Annotated in this window: 17 protein-coding genes and 2 tRNA genes; 12 read left to right on the top strand and 7 right to left on the bottom strand. The window is 62.8% G+C overall.

The features are described from left to right. The first annotated feature begins 369 nt into the window (after positions 1 to 369). The 6 genes from KCG44_RS08850 (at position 370) to kdsA (ending at position 7,016) form a co-directional block, all read left to right on the top strand. On the top strand, positions 370 to 705 hold the full coding sequence (locus KCG44_RS08850) for a PilZ domain-containing protein (protein WP_218445717.1): 336 nt from the start codon (positions 370 to 372) through the stop codon (positions 703 to 705). A 97-nt stretch (positions 706 to 802) separates the two neighbouring features. Then, positions 803 to 2,197: a TolC family protein gene (locus tag KCG44_RS08845; RefSeq protein ID WP_218445716.1), complete on the top strand. Its 1,395-nt coding sequence runs from the start codon at positions 803 to 805 to the stop codon at positions 2,195 to 2,197. Between the two features lie 5 nt (positions 2,198 to 2,202). Next, the gene (locus KCG44_RS08840) at positions 2,203 to 4,032 is read left to right on the top strand and encodes a type I secretion system permease/ATPase (protein ID WP_255536501.1); all 1,830 of its coding nucleotides are present in this window, start codon (positions 2,203 to 2,205) and stop codon (positions 4,030 to 4,032) included. Next, on the top strand, positions 4,032 to 5,333 hold the full coding sequence (locus KCG44_RS08835) for an HlyD family type I secretion periplasmic adaptor subunit (protein WP_218445714.1): 1,302 nt from the start codon (positions 4,032 to 4,034) through the stop codon (positions 5,331 to 5,333). The genes KCG44_RS08840 and KCG44_RS08835 overlap by 1 nt, the downstream gene beginning before the upstream one ends. Before the next feature lie 40 nt (positions 5,334 to 5,373). Continuing rightward, the gene (locus tag KCG44_RS08830) at positions 5,374 to 6,159 is read left to right on the top strand and encodes a 3-deoxy-manno-octulosonate cytidylyltransferase (RefSeq protein WP_218446285.1); all 786 of its coding nucleotides are present in this window, start codon (positions 5,374 to 5,376) and stop codon (positions 6,157 to 6,159) included. After that, entirely contained in the window at positions 6,159 to 7,016 is an 858-nt protein-coding gene (gene kdsA, locus KCG44_RS08825) for a 3-deoxy-8-phosphooctulonate synthase (protein WP_218445713.1), read from the top strand. The genes KCG44_RS08830 and kdsA overlap by 1 nt, the downstream gene beginning before the upstream one ends. A 163-nt stretch (positions 7,017 to 7,179) precedes the next feature. Here kdsA and KCG44_RS08820 read toward each other — a convergent pair whose 3' ends face one another. Continuing rightward, positions 7,180 to 7,836: an ABC transporter ATP-binding protein gene (locus KCG44_RS08820; RefSeq protein WP_218445712.1), complete on the bottom strand. Its 657-nt coding sequence runs from the start codon at positions 7,834 to 7,836 to the stop codon at positions 7,180 to 7,182. Positions 7,837 to 7,873: 37 nt separating this feature from the next. Between KCG44_RS08820 and KCG44_RS08815 the strand changes: the two genes are divergently transcribed. From KCG44_RS08815 to KCG44_RS08805, 3 genes are all read left to right on the top strand, one after another. Then, positions 7,874 to 8,983 (top strand): polysaccharide biosynthesis/export family protein, encoded by a 1,110-nt coding sequence (locus KCG44_RS08815; RefSeq protein ID WP_218445711.1) that lies wholly within the window; start codon positions 7,874 to 7,876, stop codon positions 8,981 to 8,983. Positions 8,984 to 9,015: 32 nt separating this feature from the next. Continuing rightward, positions 9,016 to 10,032, top strand: coding sequence for a polysaccharide deacetylase family protein (locus KCG44_RS08810; protein WP_218445709.1), 1,017 nt, complete (start codon positions 9,016 to 9,018; stop codon positions 10,030 to 10,032). A gap of 18 nt (positions 10,033 to 10,050) precedes the next feature. Further along, a tRNA-Ile gene (locus KCG44_RS08805) sits at positions 10,051 to 10,125 on the top strand. A 118-nt stretch (positions 10,126 to 10,243) separates the two neighbouring features. Here KCG44_RS08805 and KCG44_RS08800 read toward each other — a convergent pair. Both KCG44_RS08800 and KCG44_RS08795 read right to left on the bottom strand, forming a co-directional pair. Next, entirely contained in the window at positions 10,244 to 11,569 is a 1,326-nt protein-coding gene (locus KCG44_RS08800) for a HAMP domain-containing sensor histidine kinase (RefSeq protein WP_218445708.1), read from the bottom strand. A 6-nt stretch (positions 11,570 to 11,575) separates the two neighbouring features. Next, positions 11,576 to 12,373, bottom strand: coding sequence for a response regulator transcription factor (locus KCG44_RS08795; protein WP_218445707.1), 798 nt, complete (start codon positions 12,371 to 12,373; stop codon positions 11,576 to 11,578). A gap of 103 nt (positions 12,374 to 12,476) precedes the next feature. Here KCG44_RS08795 and KCG44_RS08790 point away from each other — a divergent pair, with 103 nt between their 5' ends. After that, positions 12,477 to 13,160 (top strand): hypothetical protein, encoded by a 684-nt coding sequence (locus KCG44_RS08790; RefSeq protein ID WP_218445706.1) that lies wholly within the window; start codon positions 12,477 to 12,479, stop codon positions 13,158 to 13,160. Here the strand turns inward: KCG44_RS08790 and KCG44_RS08785 are convergent. The 3 genes from KCG44_RS08785 to KCG44_RS08775 all read right to left on the bottom strand — a co-directional run bounded on the left by KCG44_RS08785 (position 13,157) and on the right by KCG44_RS08775 (position 16,340). Beyond that, the gene (locus KCG44_RS08785; protein WP_218445704.1) at positions 13,157 to 14,470 is read right to left on the bottom strand and encodes a caspase family protein; all 1,314 of its coding nucleotides are present in this window, start codon (positions 14,468 to 14,470) and stop codon (positions 13,157 to 13,159) included. The genes KCG44_RS08790 and KCG44_RS08785 overlap by 4 nt on opposite strands. Positions 14,471 to 14,548: 78 nt before the next feature. Further along, on the bottom strand, positions 14,549 to 15,460 hold the full coding sequence (locus KCG44_RS08780; protein WP_218445703.1) for a crotonase/enoyl-CoA hydratase family protein: 912 nt from the start codon (positions 15,458 to 15,460) through the stop codon (positions 14,549 to 14,551). A gap of 19 nt (positions 15,461 to 15,479) precedes the next feature. Further along, the gene (locus KCG44_RS08775) at positions 15,480 to 16,340 is read right to left on the bottom strand and encodes a peptidylprolyl isomerase (protein WP_218445702.1); all 861 of its coding nucleotides are present in this window, start codon (positions 16,338 to 16,340) and stop codon (positions 15,480 to 15,482) included. A gap of 72 nt (positions 16,341 to 16,412) precedes the next feature. Here KCG44_RS08775 and KCG44_RS08770 point away from each other — a divergent pair, with 72 nt between their 5' ends. Then, complete coding sequence (locus KCG44_RS08770) at positions 16,413 to 17,711, top strand: FAD-dependent oxidoreductase (protein ID WP_218445701.1); 1,299 nt, start codon at positions 16,413 to 16,415, stop codon at positions 17,709 to 17,711. Positions 17,712 to 17,787: 76 nt separating this feature from the next. Further along, a tRNA-Pro gene (locus tag KCG44_RS08765) sits at positions 17,788 to 17,864 on the top strand. Between the two features lie 51 nt (positions 17,865 to 17,915). Here the strand turns inward: KCG44_RS08765 and KCG44_RS08760 are convergent. Next, positions 17,916 to 18,494, bottom strand: coding sequence for a LexA family protein (locus tag KCG44_RS08760; RefSeq protein WP_218445700.1), 579 nt, complete (start codon positions 18,492 to 18,494; stop codon positions 17,916 to 17,918). Positions 18,495 to 18,579: the final 85 nt, after the last annotated feature.

Genomic DNA, 18,579 nt, shown 5'->3' with positions numbered 1-18,579 from the left:
CAGCGCCCGGCATGACCGGTGTCAGGAGATGGGAACTACGGCGATAAGCAAATTGAAGGATTATCGGTCGATATATCGCACGCACATGGCCGCCGGTGCTGCTGCGCAAGGCATTGCGCAACATTGGTAAGCGGCAGTCGGTGCGCCAGGGCGTCGCAACCATCGCGGTGACGAGCAGGTGAGTGCTGGGCGGACCAGGCTGGGTGGTACGGATGACATTGGCTGGGCTGAAATGTATTATGGAGGAAAATGTGCTGAGGACATTCGGGAATCCGCTTTCATTTCTGCTAGTCGGCGTCCCGGCCGTCTATCTGCGGCCACCGGCCTTCCCCGGTTCTCACTTGACGCCCCGGCTGTAGCCTGGCCGCTATGACGAACGTCACTTTTCGTCCGACCGATGAACCGCGTGCCCAGCCACGCGCCGATGCCAATCATCTGGCCGCTCTCATCCGCGACGGTAAGCCGAGCAATGCCCGTGTTATCGACGTGTCCCAAACCGGCGTGTGCGTCGAAACCGCCCTTGCCTTAAGCGAAGCCGAAGACCTGGTTTATACGAGTGTTCGCATGGGCAGGCGTCCCGCGATCGTCATCTGGTGCGAAAATGGCGTTGCCGGCCTTGCGTTTACCGACGACATTGCTCGTCTTGCCGAAGCCAGAGGGCAGCCTGCCGCCCGTCACTGGCTATCTGTGTTGCGAAAAAATTAACCATCATGTGTGAGGGATTTGTTGCCGGACGTTCGCTGGAGTAAGGCAATGCGGCCGGCGACGATATTTTGCCTGATTGAGGATCCCGAGACACATCATGCCCTATCGCAAGCTGTTATGCGCGGCATCCCTTCTGCTTTTCGCATCTCATGTCTGGGCACGCGCGGAATTGCCGGTCGCGTCCGGCGATCCAATGGCAATCACCGCGGAAAACGATCCGCTCATCGAACTGTCCCGTGAAGAAGAGGAAAAGGTTGCATTTCGGACCGTCATCGCATCGGCAATCGCGCGCAATCCACGTGTCGCCGAGGCTGAGGCGTATCTGGCGGAGGCGAAGGCGAATCGCCGCGCGGCGAGAATGGGTCTGATCCCCGACGTGGAAATCGGCGTTTCCGGCCGACAAAGCCTCGCGCGGAATTTCAGTAATGATCCCGATAATCTGGTCGAGCGTGCGCGTTCACGTGGGCGGCTGGACGCGACCTTCTCGGTACAGCAGACAATTCTGGACTTCGGTGCGTCGTCGGCGCGGATCGAGGCGGCGAAGCACCGGTTGACCGCGGCGGCACTTGAAACCGATGCGACGGCTGAGCGGACGGCGTTGGCCGCGGTATCGGCATGGTATGATGTTTTTGCCTATCGCGCGCTCGTGACGCTGTCGGAGGGATTCCTGCTGAACCAGCAGGGATTTCGCAATGCCATTGAGGAGCGCATCGAACAGGGCGTGAATGCCGAAGGTGATCTGGCGCGCGTGGATTCCTCGCTGGCGTCCACGGGGGCCAGTCTGGCGCAATATCGCCGCCTCGTCGCCAATGCCGAAGCGCGCTACACCGAACTGATCGGGACACCGCCGCCCGCCGGGACGCGCCGTGCGCCCACGCCGGACGTGCCGTCGATCACGAAGGATATGGCGCAGTTCCTTGGCCGCAATGCGCCGGGGGTGGAGGCCGCTCGTGAAGAGGCCGAAGCGAGTCGGGACGACAGCCGGGCCGTTGGCAAATCCAATCTGCCGACAGTTTCTGCCGGAATAGAGGGTGGACGCTACGGCGTGTTCGATAATGATGCGGGTGCCGACTATGATGTCAGGGCGACGGTAAACCTGCGGCAGCGGTTCTTCGCCGGGAATTTCGCCCGTGCGGATGCGGAAAAGGCGCGCGCTTTGGCCCAGCGCGCGCGCGCGGACGCCGTCGAGGAGGAAGCCGCAAGAGAAGCGGCCATCGCCTGGGCAGATGTTGATGCGCTTGAGGCACAGCTGGCTGCTTTGGAAACAAATTATGTCGCGAGTCGCAGAACACGTGATGTCATTGCCGAACGGTTCGCATTCGCACGCGGTGATCTGTTTGATGTGCTACAGGCCGAAGATAATTTTTTTTCGGTCGCGGGCCGTTATATTCAGGCGCTGACCGAGCGTGACGCGGCGCATTATGTGCTACTCGCAAGGACCGGTCGTTTGCTCGACGCGCTCGGTGTCGATGCCCAGGGGAATTTGCAGTGAAGACGATGGGCGCGCAAACGCGCGAGATGGAATTCAAGGGAAAGCCGCCACGCTTTGCCGCCTGGTTGATGGATCCGATTCGGGAAAACCGGCCAGTTTATTACAAGGTCGCCCTGGCGGCTCTGTTCATTAATATTTTTGCGCTCGCCTCCAGTCTGTTCACCATGGTGGTCTATGACCGCGTCGTGCCGAACAATGCGGTGGAATCGCTGATTGCGCTGTCCATCGGCCTTGGCATCGTCATCTTTTTCGATTTCGTCCTGAAGATGCTGCGCGGGTATTTCACCGACCTGGCCGGGGCGAGCATTGACCGTGATATTGGCGGACGGGTTTTCAGGCAGTTGCTGAGCGTGCGTCTCGATGCGAAACGCGGATCGACGGGCGCCTTGGCGGGTCTGCTGCGGGAGCTTGAGACGCTGCGCGATTTCTTCGCCAGCGCGACGGTGACGGCGATTGTCGATGTCCCCTTCATCTTTCTGACGCTGGCGGTGATTGCCGTTATTGGCGGGCCGGTCGTTTTCATCCCCGCGGCCATGGTGCCGCTGGTGATCCTTGTTGGTTATCTGACGCATCCGGCGATGGACCGCCTCAGCGCGAAGGGCATGGGACAGGGCCTGCTGAAGCAGACCGTTCTGGTGGAAACCATCGGCGGGCTGGAAACGGTGAAGGTCGCGGGCGCGGGCAACATGCTCAGTGGCCGCTGGGCGGACGCGCTTGACGAGCATGCCGATACCTCGCTGCGGCAGCGGCTGATCGCCAATATCGGCGTGACCCTCAGCCAGTCAGCGCAGATGATCAGCTATGCGGGCGTTGTCATTGTTGGCGTGGGCCAGATCGCCAGCAACAGTCTCTCCATGGGCGGTTTGATCGCCTGTTCAATTCTGGCGGGCCGTGCGGTTGCGCCATTGGCGCAGATCGCGAACCTGCTGTCCCGCCTGACGACGACACGCGCCGCCTATCGCCAGATCAACGGCCTGATGAATACGCCGCGGGAGGGGCCGGCTGGTGAAGCGCTGAAACTGGCCAACCCCAAGGGTGAAATCGAGTTTCGCAATGTCAGTTTCAAATATCCGGATACCGCGGACAAGGCGCTGGATGCTGTCAGTTTCTCGATCAGGCAGGGCGAGCATGTCGCTGTTCTTGGCCGGGTCGGTTCGGGCAAGTCGACCATCGCCAAGCTTGTGCTGGGCCTGTACGAACCCGAGGACGGAACCGTCCTGATCGACGGCCTTGATGTGCGCCAGATCGATCCGGAGACGCTGCGGATGAAAATCGGCTCGACAATGCAGGAAACCGTGCTGTTGTCCGGCACGGTGCGGGACAATATCACGCTCGGCCGGGCGGGTATCGACGACGAGGAAATGCTGCGCGCGGCGAAGCTGGCGGGGACGCATGGCTTCATGCAGCACGTCACCAATGGCTATGACCGCCGGCTTGCCGATCGCGGCGAAGGACTGTCCGGCGGACAGCGCCAGTCGATTGGTCTCGCGCGTGCGCTCGCCGGTTCGCCGGGCGTGCTTCTCCTCGACGAACCGTCCAGCCAGATGGACGCGCAGACAGAGGCGCAGGTACTCCAGCGCCTCGACAAGGAACTTGCCGGGAAGACGACGATCGTCATCACGCACCGGCCGCCATTTCTGAAACTGGTCGACCGCATCATCCTGATGGACCGCGGCAAGGTGATTGCCGACGGGCCGAAAGAAAAAGTCATGGAATTGCTGCAAAAACAGGGCGCCGCCGCCTCCGCGCGGGAGGCGCAGAACCAGGCCGCCGCGACGAAGGCAAAACCGGTCGGCGCTGATCAGGGCCTCGTCACAACGCGGATGACAAGCTGATGTCCGCGGATCGTCTGGAAGACCGCGTTTCGCGTGTAAAACCCAAGTCAGCGGCCAACTGGCTGTTGTTCGTCATCGTCGGCGTTGTGGTGATCTTCGTGATCTGGGCCGCGCTGACCGAGCTTGATGTGACCGTGCGCGGGCAGGGGCGCGTCGTGCCGTCGCAGCAATTGCAGACCGTTTCCAACCTTGAGGGCGGGATCGTCGACACGATACATGTGCGCGCCGGTGATATTGTCCAGAAAGGTGATCCGCTCATCACTCTGGATGGTACGGAGACAGGCGCGGCGTTTGGGTCCAACCGCATTTCCGTCGAAGCCTTGCGTGCGAAAATTGCGCGACTTGAGGGTGAAGTCGCGGGACGCAGGCCTGTATTCCCCGGCGGCGGCGGGCCGTCGCTGCAAGGGCAGGTGGAAATTGAGCGCGCACTTTATGCGAGCCGCATGGCCGACCTTGCCAGTCTCACCAACGCCGCTGCTGCGCGTGTGAACCAGTCCGAGCGCGCCGTTGCCGAGGCCGAAGCGGCGCTGAATGCGCGTGAAAGCGCGGCCGATGCGGCCCGCAGGGAGCTTGATATCCTGCGCCCGCTTGTCGAGCGCGGTATCGAACCCCGTTTGTCGCTGATCCAGGCGGAAAGCCGTGCCGCCGTGGCGCAATCGGACGTCGCGGCAGCCAGCGCCGGTGTCACCCGCGCGCGATCGGGCGTTGTCGAGGCCCGTGCGAGCCTGAACCAGCAGCGTCAGGACTGGCGCGCCCGCGCTGCCAACGAGCTTGCCGCGGTACAAAGCGAGTTCGGTGCGATGCGTCAGACGACGTCGGCGCTACAGGGACGTGTCGACAGAACGATCGTGCGCGCGCCGCTGGATGGCCGCATCAATCGCGTGCTGAAAACGACTGTGGGCGGTTCGGTGTCGCCGGGCGAGCCGCTCGTCGAAATGGTGCCCACCGATGATGCGCTGATGATCATGGCCCGGATCCAGACCAAGGATATTGGCTGGGTGGCGATCGGGCAGGACGCCAAGGTGAACATCACCGCTTATGACCCGACGGTCTATGGCGGCATGGACGGCAAGGTTATAACGATCAGCCCCGATACCACGCTCGACGAGCGCACGGGGGAGAGCTTTTACGAGGTGCGCGTCGCCACTGATGCGGAAGCAATTACCGACAAGGCGGGCAATCAGCTGCCCATCGGACCCGGCATGACTGCGGACGTCAGCCTGATCGGTGAGAAGCGCAGCGTGGGGAGTTATATCCTGCGGCCCATCACGCGGCTTCAGCAGCGGGCGTTTCGGGAGTAATGGCCATATGTCCGGGCGTTGATGAACGAAAGGTCGCGCGATCTCTACCTGTATCCTGATCCCGGCGCGCTACCAGTCACAGCGTTTCCCGGGGAAGCCGCTGGCGATGCTTTCCGGGGCTGACGGTTCAGGTAAATCATTGATCCAGCGGACATGGGAGGCTGCGTGTGCCTCGGCGGACGATGCTGACGTCCATGTGGTGACCGACGACACGCGCATCGCCGATGCGGCGCGCGCATTTGGCGCCGACGTGTTGATGACGCCCGCGGATTGCCGCAACGGCACCGAGCGGTGCGCCGCCGCGCTGGCGCTGCTGCCGCATGCTGACATGATCGTGAATTTACAGGGCGACTCGCCGCTGACGCCGCGCGGTGCGATACCGGCCTTATTGGATAGACTGCGCGATCGGCCGAAGGCGTGCATGTCCACGCCGATGTTCAGGGCGCGCGACGACGTACGCGCGCGCCTGATCGCCGACGCGGCGGAGGGGCGCGTCGGCGGTACCTGCGTCCTCGCCGATGCGGAGGGACGGGCGCTGTATTTTTCCAAGCATCTGCTTCCCTTTGGCGTTGAGCGCGATAAGGAAATACCGATCTACCTTCACCTTGGCGTCTATGCCTATCGGCGAGAGGCGCTGATGGCCTATCCTGGCCTCACCATGTCATCAGCGGAGCGCGCCGAGGGGCTTGAGCAGCTACGCTTTCTGCATGCTGGCATGCGCGTCGACGCAGTTGAGATCGACGCGCCCGGCGCCTTCTGGGAGGTCAACAATCCCGAAGACGTGTCCATTGTGGAGGCGGCACTGGCTGCCCAGGGCATGTCCTGATGCGATTGTGCGGGCATGACGTCGGCATCGACCGGCCGCTCTTCCTGATTGCCGGTCCCTGCGTGATCGAAAGCGAGGACATGGCGCTGCGCACGGGTGAGGCGCTGGCCGGGATTGCCCGGAAACGCGATGTACTGCTGATCTACAAATCCAGCTTCGACAAGGCGAATCGTACGGCGCACGATTCCTACCGCGGCCCTGGCATGGCGGAAGGTCTCCGCATATTGGACAAGGTGCGTGCAGAGACCGGCTTGCCGCTTCTCACCGATGTGCACGAGACGGCGCAGGTCGCCGAAGTGGCGGACATCGCCGATATATTGCAGATTCCGGCGTTTCTGTCCCGTCAGAGCGACCTGATCGCCGCTGCCGTCGAAACCGGCCTGCCGGTCAACATCAAGAAGGCGCAGTTCATGGCGCCCGCCGACACATTGCCCATGATTGCAAAGGCACGGGCCGCCGCCGCCACGGACCACGCGCCCATCCTGCTGACGGAGCGCGGAACGGCGTTTGGCTATCATAATCTGGTGGTGGACATGCGAAGCCTCGCGAACATGCGCGAGACGGGTTGTCCGGTGATTTTCGACGCGACGCATTCGGCGCAGCGGCCCGGCGGGCAGGGGGCGAAGAGCGGCGGGGACCGCTCCGCCGTACCGGTGCTGGCGCGCGCCGCCGTCGCCGCCGGTATCAGCGGCCTCTTCATGGAAACCCATCCGGACCCCGATACGGCCTTATCCGACGGCCCGAATAGCTGGCCGCTGGACAGGCTTGACGATTTGCTGGCGCGGCTGATCGACCTTGACGCCATGGTAAAGTCGCTGCCCTTTGAGGAGAGGCAGGACGCCTCCATCCGCTCGTGAGCCGTCATCTCGAACCTCAGTCAAACGCAGGTCCGCATCATCCCTCGACTTCGCTCGGGATGATGAGATTCAGGGCGTCGGCATTAAGAAGCGAGTTTAAGATGTCACCGTGTTCACGCGGAATCGCGAGTCTTCATTGTTGAGACCATCTACCAGGCGCTGCTCACGCCGCCTGCAATTCCATATGACGGATCACGGCCTCTTCAACGCTGTCGAACAGCACAAGACGGCCATGTTCCAGAACCGCGCCGGTGCGGCAGTAGGTGCTCAGCGTACCGGGATCATGGCTGACCATGACAAGCGTCCGGTTCTCAGCCCGTTCGCTCAGCGCGGCATGGCTGCGTTCGCGGAACCGGGCATCGCCCGCCGCCGTGATTTCGTCGACCAGATAGCAGTCGAAATCGATGGCCAGGCTGATGCCGAACGCCAGACGGGCATTCATGCCTGCGGAATAGGTTCTGACCGGCTGACGCAGGAACGGACCCAGTTCGGCAAACTCTTCGACGAACCGGATCAGTGCGCCGGGATCGCGGCGATAGATGCGCGCGATGAAACGCGCATTGTCGGCGCCCGTGAGGCTGCTTTGGAAGCAGGAGCCATAGCCAAGCGGCCAGCTGGTACTCATACCGCGATGAATATGCCCGCCGGTCGGTCGTTCGACGCCGCCCAAGATCCGCATCAGCGTGGATTTTCCTGCGCCATTCGCGCCCATGATGCCGATGCTGTCGCCGGGCTGGATCAGCAGGTCGACGCCGTGCAGTACGGGCTTGGTGAAACCCTTTAGCTTGTAGCTCTTCGTGACATTCTGTAGCCGAATCATGGTGGCTACGCTTTACGCTTGAGGGAGGGGAAAGACCATGTTCGTGCGCCTTCTGAGTATTGCCGCCCTGTCGTTCTTGATAACGGCGTGTTCGACCCTGCCCACGCGCGGTCCCACGGCGAATGAAATCCTGACCGAGAAACAGGCCGCCGCCGCCATCGGGTATCAGATCGTTGAACTTACGGCGCGGAATGTAAGTGCAATGGCGATGCCGCGCAGCGGTGCGGCCGATCTTGCGGCGCTCGCTCGGCCGGCCGTGGACAATCGGCGAATCGGCGCGGGCGACATGGTGGATGTCCTGCTGTACGAAGTGGGCGCGGCCCTGTTCTCTTCCAATATACAGATGCGGCCTGGCGGCGGTAGCATGTTCGACGCGTCTGCGCGCGCCAACAAGATCAGCGCGCTGGAGGTGCAGCGGGACGGCCGCGTTACTTTGCCATTTGCTGGTGATGTCGCGATCGCCGGACTTACGCCTGTGGAGGCGGCAACACGGATCGAACGCGCCTATCGCGGGCTTAGCCAGCAGCCGCAGGTGCAGGTTCAGGTCGTCCGCAATCTAACGAATTCTGTGCTGTTCGGTGGACTCGTCAACCGTCAGGGCCGCTTTGACCTGAGCGCGGCGAACGAGCGGTTGCTCGATGCGCTGGTGCTGATGGGCGGTCCTGCCGCCGCTCCGCAGGATGTGGCGCTGCGCTTCCGCAGGGATGGCCGGATGGTGGAATTGCCGTTGATGGCGATTGAAAGCGGCAGCGCCGCCGACCTGTTGCTGCAGCCCGGTGACCGAATCGAACTCGTGCCCTATATTCGTACGATCACGGCCTTTGGCGCGCTTAACAGCGTGCGTGAAATCCGTTTCGAAGCGCCGACGGTGACGCTGGCAGAGGCGGTTGCACGGGCAGGCGGCCCAGCCGAAAATCTGGCCGATCCCAGCGCGGTTTTCGTCTTTCGCGATGATCCCGAGCGCCCGACGATCTACAGCGTCGATCTGCTCCGGCCGTCAGGCTATTTCCTCGCCCAGCGTTTCCAGATGCGCGATGACGACCTGATCTACGTCGCATCGGCCGCCGCGAATCGCCCGACGAAGCTGGTTGATATTATCAATCGCCTGTTTTCACCGGTTTTCGCGATCCGCGAAATAACACGGTAGTCCATTAACCGATGCCGCCATATAACCACCGCATGTTTGCACCGCGCGCGGAACAATATATTCGCTTCCCGGACACGTTCGGGCAGCGTTTCCTGATCTTCGTCGATACCGAAGAGGAATTTGACTGGTCTCAGCCGCGCCGCCGTGACGCCACCGATGTAAAGGCGGTAAGGGCGCTGCCCGAAATTCACAATCTGATGCGCAGTTACGGGGCGAAGCCGGCCTATCTGGTTGACTATCCCGTGGCGACAGACCCCGACGCCATCGAAGTCCTCAGCGGATTTCAGGAGGATGGCGGCGCGACCATTGGCGCGCAGCTCCACCCATGGGTCAATCCGCCCTTTATCGAAAAAGTCGTCGAAAAGAACAGCTTCCCCGGCAACCTGCCAAAGGCGGTCGAACGCGCAAAGATCGAGGCGCTGAGCGATGCGATTGAAAAGGGCTTCGGCAATCGTCCTCTGGTTTATCGCGCCGGACGCTACGGCGTCGGGCCGAATACCGAAGCGCTGCTCGATGAACTTGGCTTCCGCCTGGACGTCTCGGTACGGCCGTTTTTTGACTATAGCGACAGCGGCGGACCGAGCTTCCGGGGTATCGAACCGATGCCTTACTGGACCGGGCCGGAGCAGCGCCTGCTGGAGCTGCCCCTGTCGAGCGCCTTCACAGGCGGTCTGCGGGGTTTTGGGGAAGCCGCTTTTCGCATGGCAAACCGGGTCCCGCACCTGAACGGGTTCCTGTCACGCGGCCGCCTGCTCAGCCGCATCGCCCTGACGCCGGAGGGGATACCTGCCGATGAAGCGGTCGATGCCGTTCAGCAGATGATCGACGAGGGAAATCAGATCATCTCGATCAGTTTTCATTCCCCGTCCGTTGAACCTGGACACACGCCTTATGTACGCGATGCCAGCGACCTGTCGAAGTTCTTTGGCTGGTTCGACGCCGTGCTTGGCCGTTTACGGCGGTGCGGTGTGGAACCTGTCAGCTGCGAAGAGGTAATTGACTCCGCCAGCCGCCTGCGCAACACGCCTCGGGCGGAAGGCACCGGGTAACACCGCTGCCGCCCGGTGGGGCCTGTAGCTCAATGGTAGAGCTGGCTGCTCATAACGGCTAGGTTGGGGGTTCGAGTCCCTCCGGGCCCACCATCATCGCCTTTGCCTTCATACGATATGGCGAAAGGCCTGGAGTCCACCGGACAATGTGGGCGCCGCGCCGCATGTGCAGGCCATGATCATCAATAACGGTCACGGACCGCCCGCAAACCTATTTGCGTAGGATAAGCGTGACGGTTGCCCCCGTCGCACCCGATGCCGTTTCCAGTCTGCCGCCGTGCCTGCGGGCGACGGCGCGGACGATGCTGAGACCGATGCCGTGGCCGCCGAGCGTTGATGGAGATCGCGAAAAGGACGGAAAACCGGGCCCTTCGTCAATGACGCGAATGCGGACTTCGCGCGCATCGCAATCGCTCTCGACAAGGACTACCGCGCCGCGGGGGCTGACTTTTACCGCATTGTCGACGAGGTTCGCCACCGCGCGCAGGACCAGCGAGGCATGGCCGCGCATGCGGCACGGCGCGACCCTCCTTTCGATGCGGACGCCTTTCTGATCCTCCGCGACCGCCTCGTGCAGTTCGACCGCGTCAGCGATCACAAGCGCGAGATCGAAAAATTGCGGTGGGCTGGTGGGTTCGGTTTCGATCTCCCTCAGGTCCAGCAGCGCGTTGAACGCCCGCATTAGCCGGTCCAGTTCGATGGATGCGAGCGCAGCCTCTTCGGCGGCGCTGACATTATCCGATTTCAGCGCCAGGGATTCGACGCGTGACAAATGGCCCTGCACACGGCTGAGCGGCGTGCGAAGGTCGTGCGCCAGATTATCGGAGGCGCTTCGCAGCGCATCCAGGCGCCGGGCCAGCTCTTCAAGCATCCGGTTCATGTGACGCCCAAGCTGCTCCAGCTCATCAACCGGTGCCTCTTCGGGCAGGCGCGCATCGACATCGCCCTCCTCCACGCGTTCGCACAGCGCATTCATGCGCGCGATGCGGCGTGTGGTTTGCCGGCTGATGGTAATGCCTGTCGCGGCGCTGAGACCGAGCAGCAGCACGGCCGCGGCAAGCCCCCAGATGGTCAGTGATGTTCGCACCGGCGCGCTGCCCGGCACAGGTCGGCCAATCAGAAGTTCGGCGCCATCTCCCAGCCGCCGCGCAACCCCCGCCGCCGGCACTCCGCGCGCCGTAAATAATTGATATTTTTCCTGATATGGGCGCGCGTCCGTGGGCCAGATCGCCGTTTCGCCGCGTACCGTACCGTCCGCGCCGCGCAGAAAGATAAAACGAGGCTGCTGCGTCTCGCCAGCCAGTTGACCGATTTCGGCAAGCGCGCTCGCAACGAGCGGACCCGATTGCGGGTCGGCGAGCGCGCCGGGCAACTTCGCTTCGATTTCGGCAAGGTCTCGAGCGGCGCCGGTCGCGGCCTCAAGCCGCCGTGCCTCCCTGTCCACCAGGACGAGGCCGCCGATCGAAATGCCAAGCGCGAGGGCGGAAAACAGGGCAAGCAGCAGCCCTGTCCTCAGGGGCAGTTTCAGCGGTGCCATGTCTGGCTAGTCATCCGCCAGATTACGCAGCATGAGACCCTGGCTGCGCACCGAGACAATGATTGGACAAAGTTCATCGGGCAGGCAATCGCAGGCCGGATCGAGTTTTTTCCGAAGGCGGGACATGTGCACATCAATCGTATTCGCGGCGTTTTCCGGCATGAAATTATAGTTCGACCAGCATTCCGACCACAGCATGGTGCGGGTGACGGGCAGGCCGACATTGCGCGCCAGAAGCTGCAGAATGGAATGTTCGCGCGGCGTCAGATCCAGATTGTGGCCGCAAAGCTCGGCTGTCATCTTTCCCGGATCGAGTATCAGCGAACCGATTGAGATCGTCATGTCCTGGCCGGCAGGGGCTGCCTCCTTTGCCCAGGCAAACCGCCGAAGGAGAGCGGCAACGCGTGCAAGCAGTTCAACGTCGGACAGCGGTTTCACGGCATAGTCGTCGCTTCCCGCCGCAAGCCCCTCGATCTTGTGCCGCTCCGAACCGAGCGCCGTCAGGAACAGGGCGGGGGCACGGCGTGATGGCCCGTCTCCCGCGCGGATCTGCGCCAAGGCGCCTAGGCCGTCCAATCCGGCGGTCATGCGGTCCAGAATCAGAACGTCATAGGTGCGTGCACCGGCATGGCGAACGGCGTCCTCACCTGACGCCACCGTATCGACGGATGTGAAGCCATTACGGGAAAGGACGGACGCCAGATAGCCGGCGACGGCGGGCTCGTCCTCCAGGAGTAGCGCGCTGCGATCCACGAATAGCGCCCGAAAGCGCTCATCCATCTGCACTTCGTCTCGACCTGTCATGTGTTCGTTCTGGCGCGGGTGAGCGCGGTTGGAAAGGCCGCGTATGAAAATGTCAGGTTGGTTCAGGTGGCAGGCTGCCGCCGATACGCGTAGGTATATCCATATGAAGAAGTGTCTCGCATTCGCGGCGATGTCCGCCCTCTCGTTGCAGGCCTGCGCACCGGCTGCGCCGCCGGGCACAGCCGGTGCCGCCGCCGATACAGCCATCGCTCTTGAGGATAGTCCCGCGGGCCGTATCGCGTTGGCGATGCGGCTGGCAGAGCTCGCGCGGCAGGACGAGGACCCTTATGCGCTGCTGGTGGCCGCGCGCGTCCTGCAGGATAGCGGTGTTCGCCCCGGATCGCTCGAGGGCAGCGATATCGTGCCGACCGTCGGCGCGGCAGGCGACCCACTCGTCACGGCATGGGCAAATGAAGCGAAGGCATATGCCGCCGCTGGCTCGCCCGTAATCGGGATGGCCGAAACATTGCTGGCGGTCCGGCCAAAGGGCGTCATGGCTTCCACCATGGGCGCGGGTCCGCTCCGCTTCACCCGGCGGCTGGATGCCGGTGAAACGCTCAACTGGCGAATTACCCCATCACAGCGTCAGGCCGTGACCGTTGCCGCGATCGGCGATGGCGACGCGGCGCTAGACCTGAACGTGCGCGACGGCGAACTCTCCATTTGCAAGGAAGCGAGGCGCACCTATCATCCCATGTGCCGCTGGACCGCGACAGCGGCGCGGTATGATGTCAGCCTGGCAAATAGCGGCAGCGTCGCCAGTGAGGTCGTGGTCATTTCAAATTAGGGCTCAACCTGAAACCGAATAATCTGTGCGGCGTCGGGGCTGTCACTGCCCAGCGCACGGCGGAACAAGATGAGCAGTTCCTCGCCCGGTGCCATGGACAATCCACTGACCGGGTCCTTGGTGATAAACGTGAATGTCAGGGGCGCTGCGCCGCTTCGCCCGGTCAAATAGCCCGCAGGCTCTGTCAGCGGCGTATAGTGGCCGCCAGTATCGAGATACCAGGCATCCACGCGGACCATGTCGTCCTGTTGCAGATGCACGTCCACCCGGTCGCAATGTCGAGGCAATATGCGGTCGTTCGTGCTGACCCTGCGCGCATCCGTCGCGCGCGCGCAATCCGGTTGGCCGGTCAGGGTCAGTCTGGCCGACAGTTCCACGCGTGGCAGCGCCTGCGCGCCTTCAAGCAGCGAGCGCGAGCCTGCGGTGAAGAACCAGGGGGTGGCCAAATCACCCGACAGGGCAGGTTCGGGACCGCGAAGCGGACGCGCGCGCCGGTGGCTGTCCATCGTCCGGGCGACATCATGAAATGTGTCGCCGCCAGCATGTATTGCGGCGACCAGCGCGCCTGTAAAGAGGCCGCCCGTATCGGTATCCCACGCCGCCGTACCGCTTGCCCCCGCAGTGAAGGCCACGAATTGGCCGCCCCCGGCAAAAGCGCGCGCGTCGGCGAACCCGCTGCTATCCGGCAACGCTCCGCGCCGCGTGCTGCGCGGGATCGCAAGGGCGGCGGCGGGCAGGGCACGCGGCCTCATATGGGTTTCCGAAGTTTTCGCACGTCTCAAGGTGCCCGCCGCCGTACAGCTGTCGATCGCCAGAAAGACGCTGACGCCGTGCGCGCGCAGCCCTGCCAGAACCGCGCCGAGTTCATCGTCCCGCAGGCCGCCGGGGATGGTGCGGCGATCCCTATCCCATGGCTGCGCGTCGGCAAGCAGCAATATCTCGTCGAGACCGTCCTGCTCGCTCATGTCCGAAAGGGCGGGGATCTGCGTGCCGTGGGCGCTGATATAGATCATTACGCGGTCACCTTTGCGCGCGCGGGCCTGCAGACGCGCAAAGCCTGCCCGTACCGCGCCAAGCGTCGCGTCGGCGCCGCTGAGGACCGTGATCTCGCTATCCGCGCCCAGCAGCGTGCTTGCCGCTTCGAACATTGCGCGCGCATCTTTCTCCGCACCAGGAAGCGCATAGGGCGACAGGCGGGGATCTTCAAATGTCGACGCGCCGATGATCAGCGCATGGTCCGCGGCGTTCAGAGGCGCGCACGCGAATAAGGAAATGGCCGCCGCGCAGCAATAAAGACGTGATCGCTTCATGATACGATGCCTAGCCTGCGGCTAGGTCGGCGAACAGGGGCCGGCCAGCCCTTGTCAGCTTTCGTCAGCCCGCCTTGCCTAGCTGTAGTCGAGCTCATCCCACCATGGGTAGAAGTCGGGCATGTCGCCGCTCACCTCGTTCGGATAGTCCGGCGCGCGCTTTTCCAGAAAGCTCATAATGCCTTCCTTGGCGTCTGCCTGACGGCCGCGTGCGTAAATCGCGCGGCTGTCGATTCTGTGCGCCTCCATCGGATGATCCGCGCCCAGCATGCGCCACATCATCTGCCTGGTAAGGGCAATGGAAACCGGCGCGGTGTTTTCCGCGATCTCGCGTGCGATTTCACGCGCGCGGGACTGTAGCGCGGTGGGCGCGACAACTTCGCTGACCAGCCCGCCCGCATGCGCTTCCGCCGCATCGAAGACACGTCCGGAATAACACCATTCCAGCGCTTTCGAGATACCGACGATACGGGGCAGGAACCATGCGGACGCCGCCTCGGGCACGATGCCGCGCCGCGCAAAGACAAAGCCGAACCGCGCGCTTTCGCTGGCGATGCGGATATCCATGGCCAGCTGCATCGTGACGCCAATCCCGACGGCGGCACCATTGATCGCCCCGATAACGGGCTTCACGCATTCAAAAATGCGGAGCGTCAGACGGCCGCCGGAATCGCGGACCGCTTCATGACTGTAATCGATGCTGCCATCGTCCCTGACCGGAGAGCCGCCCTTCTTGTCGGGCCTGTCCGAACGCGCGTCATAGTCGAAGGTTTTCGCACCCTGTGACAGGTCTGCCCCGGCGCAGAAGGCGCGGTCGCCCTCCCCGGTGACGATGATGGCACGCACCTCATCATCCGCGTCCGCCCTGCCGAGCGCATCCACCATTTCGAGCATCATGGTGCCGGTGAAGGCATTCATCGACTCCGGGCGGTGCAACGTGATCGTCGCGATCCTGTCGGCGACGTCATATTTGATTTCGCTGTAGGTCATGCGGGTTTCTCCTCAATGCCTACTCCTTGCCGGAAACCTCGCGTACCGGAACGGGTATATTGCAGAGGTCCACCGCCCCGTGGCTATGGGTGAACCAGCCATCATTGACCCGGTTCGCCCGCACCTCCAGCCAGCGGTCCCACATGGTGCCGCTCGTCGACATATACTCGATATGGCTACGTTCATCCTCGGGCAGGTCGGCGGCAACCGTGACGCGGACAATACCGGCTTTCTCCTGATCCTCGGTATAAAAGCCAAGCTCACCGTCGCCGCGTGGCAGGCTGGTCAAATGCTCCATGCCCATCAGGACCTTGCCCACCAGCGTAATGTTGCGATCAAGATGACGCGGTGCCTGACCGACGACGACATAGAGTTCTGCGCCATTGCCGCTGTCGAGTCCGTAACCGCGTCCGACGCCGACCATCGCATAGCAGTGGGCCAGCCAGACGTGCTTGCCGTCCTGTGCGGCGGGTAAAGGGCCGATGAAGCCGACTTGCGGCGCGTAGGTGTCGCCAAAGGGAAGCAGCCGCGGGGAGCCGACTGCGCCGCGATCGCCCTCGACCTCACCGACGATGTCTTCCACGCCATCTGCTTCCCTGGCGCTCCATTGTACGACGTAGTTTTCCTGTACGCGGTCGATCGCGGCGCCATTGAACGCGCCCGCCCTGACCAGTTCCTTGACGCGTTCGCGGTTGAGAGGCGCAATTTCCTGCCCCAGGCTGATGATCACTCGGCCCGTGGGCATGTCCATATAGATGGTATTTTCGGGGTGCGGCCGCAGCCATATGGTATCTTCATGCGCGAGGATCTGCGCACTTGAAAGCGGTGCTGGCGGTGGCGGCGTCATCATCAGCATTCCGGCGGCGATAATCGACAGCATTGGTATTCCTCCCCAGCTTTACAGTCCCGTTACAGCCTCTAGTCTCTCCAGACCAAAAAGGGGAGGGCGCGCGTGATCCATGTCGCGATTATCGGTTCGGGGCCAGCGGGATATTACACGGCGGAAGCGGCGCAGAAGGCATTTGGCGATACGGCGCGAATCGATATTATCGATCGCCTGCCGACGCCGTTCGGCCTGATCCGGTCGGGCGTCGCCCCTGATCACCAAAGCCTGAAGGCGGTCAGTCGCCGCTATGAGAAGACCGCACTGACCGAGGAGGTGCGCTTCGTCGGTAATATCGCCATTGGCGCGGACGGGGTCAGCATAGAGGAACTGCGCGGCATGTACGATGCGGTCATTCTCGCAACGGGCGCGCCGCATGACCGCAGATTGGGCATTGCAGGAGAAGAGCTGACAGGCGCGCTGGGCTCGGCGGCGTTTGTGGGCTGGTATAATGGCCATCCCGACCATGCCGGTCTGCAGCCGCCGCTGGGTCACGACACCGCCGTCATTATTGGCAATGGCAATGTCGCCATCGACTGCGCGCGTATATTGGCGAAAACCCCGGAGGAGCTGTCGAGCAGCGATATCGCCGCGCACGCCGCCGACGCGCTGGCGGGAACGCATATCCGGAATATCCACATTCTGGGTCGGCGCGGTCCGCATCAGGTCAGTTTTACGCCCAAGGAACTGGGGGAAATGGGACGGTTGGCGCGGGCGGCATCGGTGGCGGACGCGGCGGCTTTCCCGGCGCCGCATGAAGATGACACGCTCGACCCCGGACAGCGCAAAGTCGTCGGATTCCTCCGCGAGTTCGCGGCCGCGAAAGCCGATAAGCCAGTGACGGTCAGCTTTGATTTCTTCACGCGCCCCGTCGGGATAGAGGGAGAAAGTGCCGTCACCGGCATAGAAGTCGAACGCACGCGACTGACAAGGGATGGCCGGGCGGAGGGCACCGGCGAAACGCGCGTCATTCCCTGCGGCCTGGTCATCAGCGCCATCGGTTACCGGACCAGCCCCATTGCGGACGTTCCCTATGATGAGCGCGCGGGGCGGTTTGCGAATGTGGATGGCCGTATCGCACCGGGGCTATACTGCGTCGGTTGGGCGCGGCGCGGACCAACCGGTACGATCGGGACCAACAAGCCCGATGGCTATGCGATTGCGGAGTTGCTTTCCGAGGATCTTATATCATCCGGGAAGGCGGGCAGGGCGGCGCTCGATGAACTGATCGCGGCACGCGCGCTCGAGCCTGTGCAGTTCACCGACTGGCAGAAGATCGACGCGGCTGAAATTGCGCGGGCACGGGTGGGCGCCCCGCGCGAGAAGTTTACCGCGATCGATGAAATGATGCAGGCAGCCAAAGCATAGGTGCCTGCGCCCTCCGCAAATCTCGAACCTTGCCGCTATTTCGGATCGCCACTATATCCGCCGCTTGCCAGCGCGTCGGAGAGTAGCTCAGCCTGGTAGAGCACTGCCTTCGGGAGGCAGGGGCCGGAGGTTCGAATCCTCTCTCTCCGACCAGATCTTTCCAAATCGCAATTGAGCGGAACGCACCATTATGGTGCTAAATGGCTAGACCATCTTCGCTGCGAATGTGATCCGGCCGATGATGCGGAACGGTTCGCGCCCGACCTTCAATATCGTATGTTCGGGATTGGTGGAGCAGGGCTCAAATGACGGGGGTTCCGCGCGGTAGACCTTCGCGGTCGCTTCGCCGTCTTCTTTCATGATCACATATGCCTTGCCGGGCACGAGATCGAGTTGTGTCGGATCGACGACGATATAGCCGCCGGGCGCGACGATGCGGTCCATCGAATCACCATCCGGGCGCAGCGCGAAAGCCAGCGGACTAACATCCACCGCCATCACGGTTTCATGGGCGATTTCAACGGCCTCTTCCCACTGCCCGCAGGACACATGGCCGATAAGCGGCACAGCGCGGATGCGCGATGTCGGGACCTCCTGCTGGATGAGCGCAAGCGGTTCCACATCCAGCGCGCGGGCCAGCTTCTCCACCCAGTCGAGTGTCAGTTTCCGGTCGCCCTTTTCCAGCCGGTCGACCTGCTGGGGCGACGTCCCCGCACGCTTGGCAAGCGCCGCCTGTGACAGCGCGGCGGTCGTTCTGAGTTCGCGGATCCGATTTGTGAACATAACGGATGTGTCACCACAATGGTGTGACGAAATCAACCCCAAATTGGTGTTGACGATGGCCATCGAATAGCACCATTATGGTGAT

Origin of the sequence: Pacificimonas pallii, from assembly GCF_019204005.1 — a bacterium.
GTDB classification, from domain to species: domain Bacteria; phylum Pseudomonadota; class Alphaproteobacteria; order Sphingomonadales; family Sphingomonadaceae; genus Pacificimonas; species Pacificimonas pallii.
This window is presented reverse-complemented; position numbering and strand designations above follow the sequence as displayed.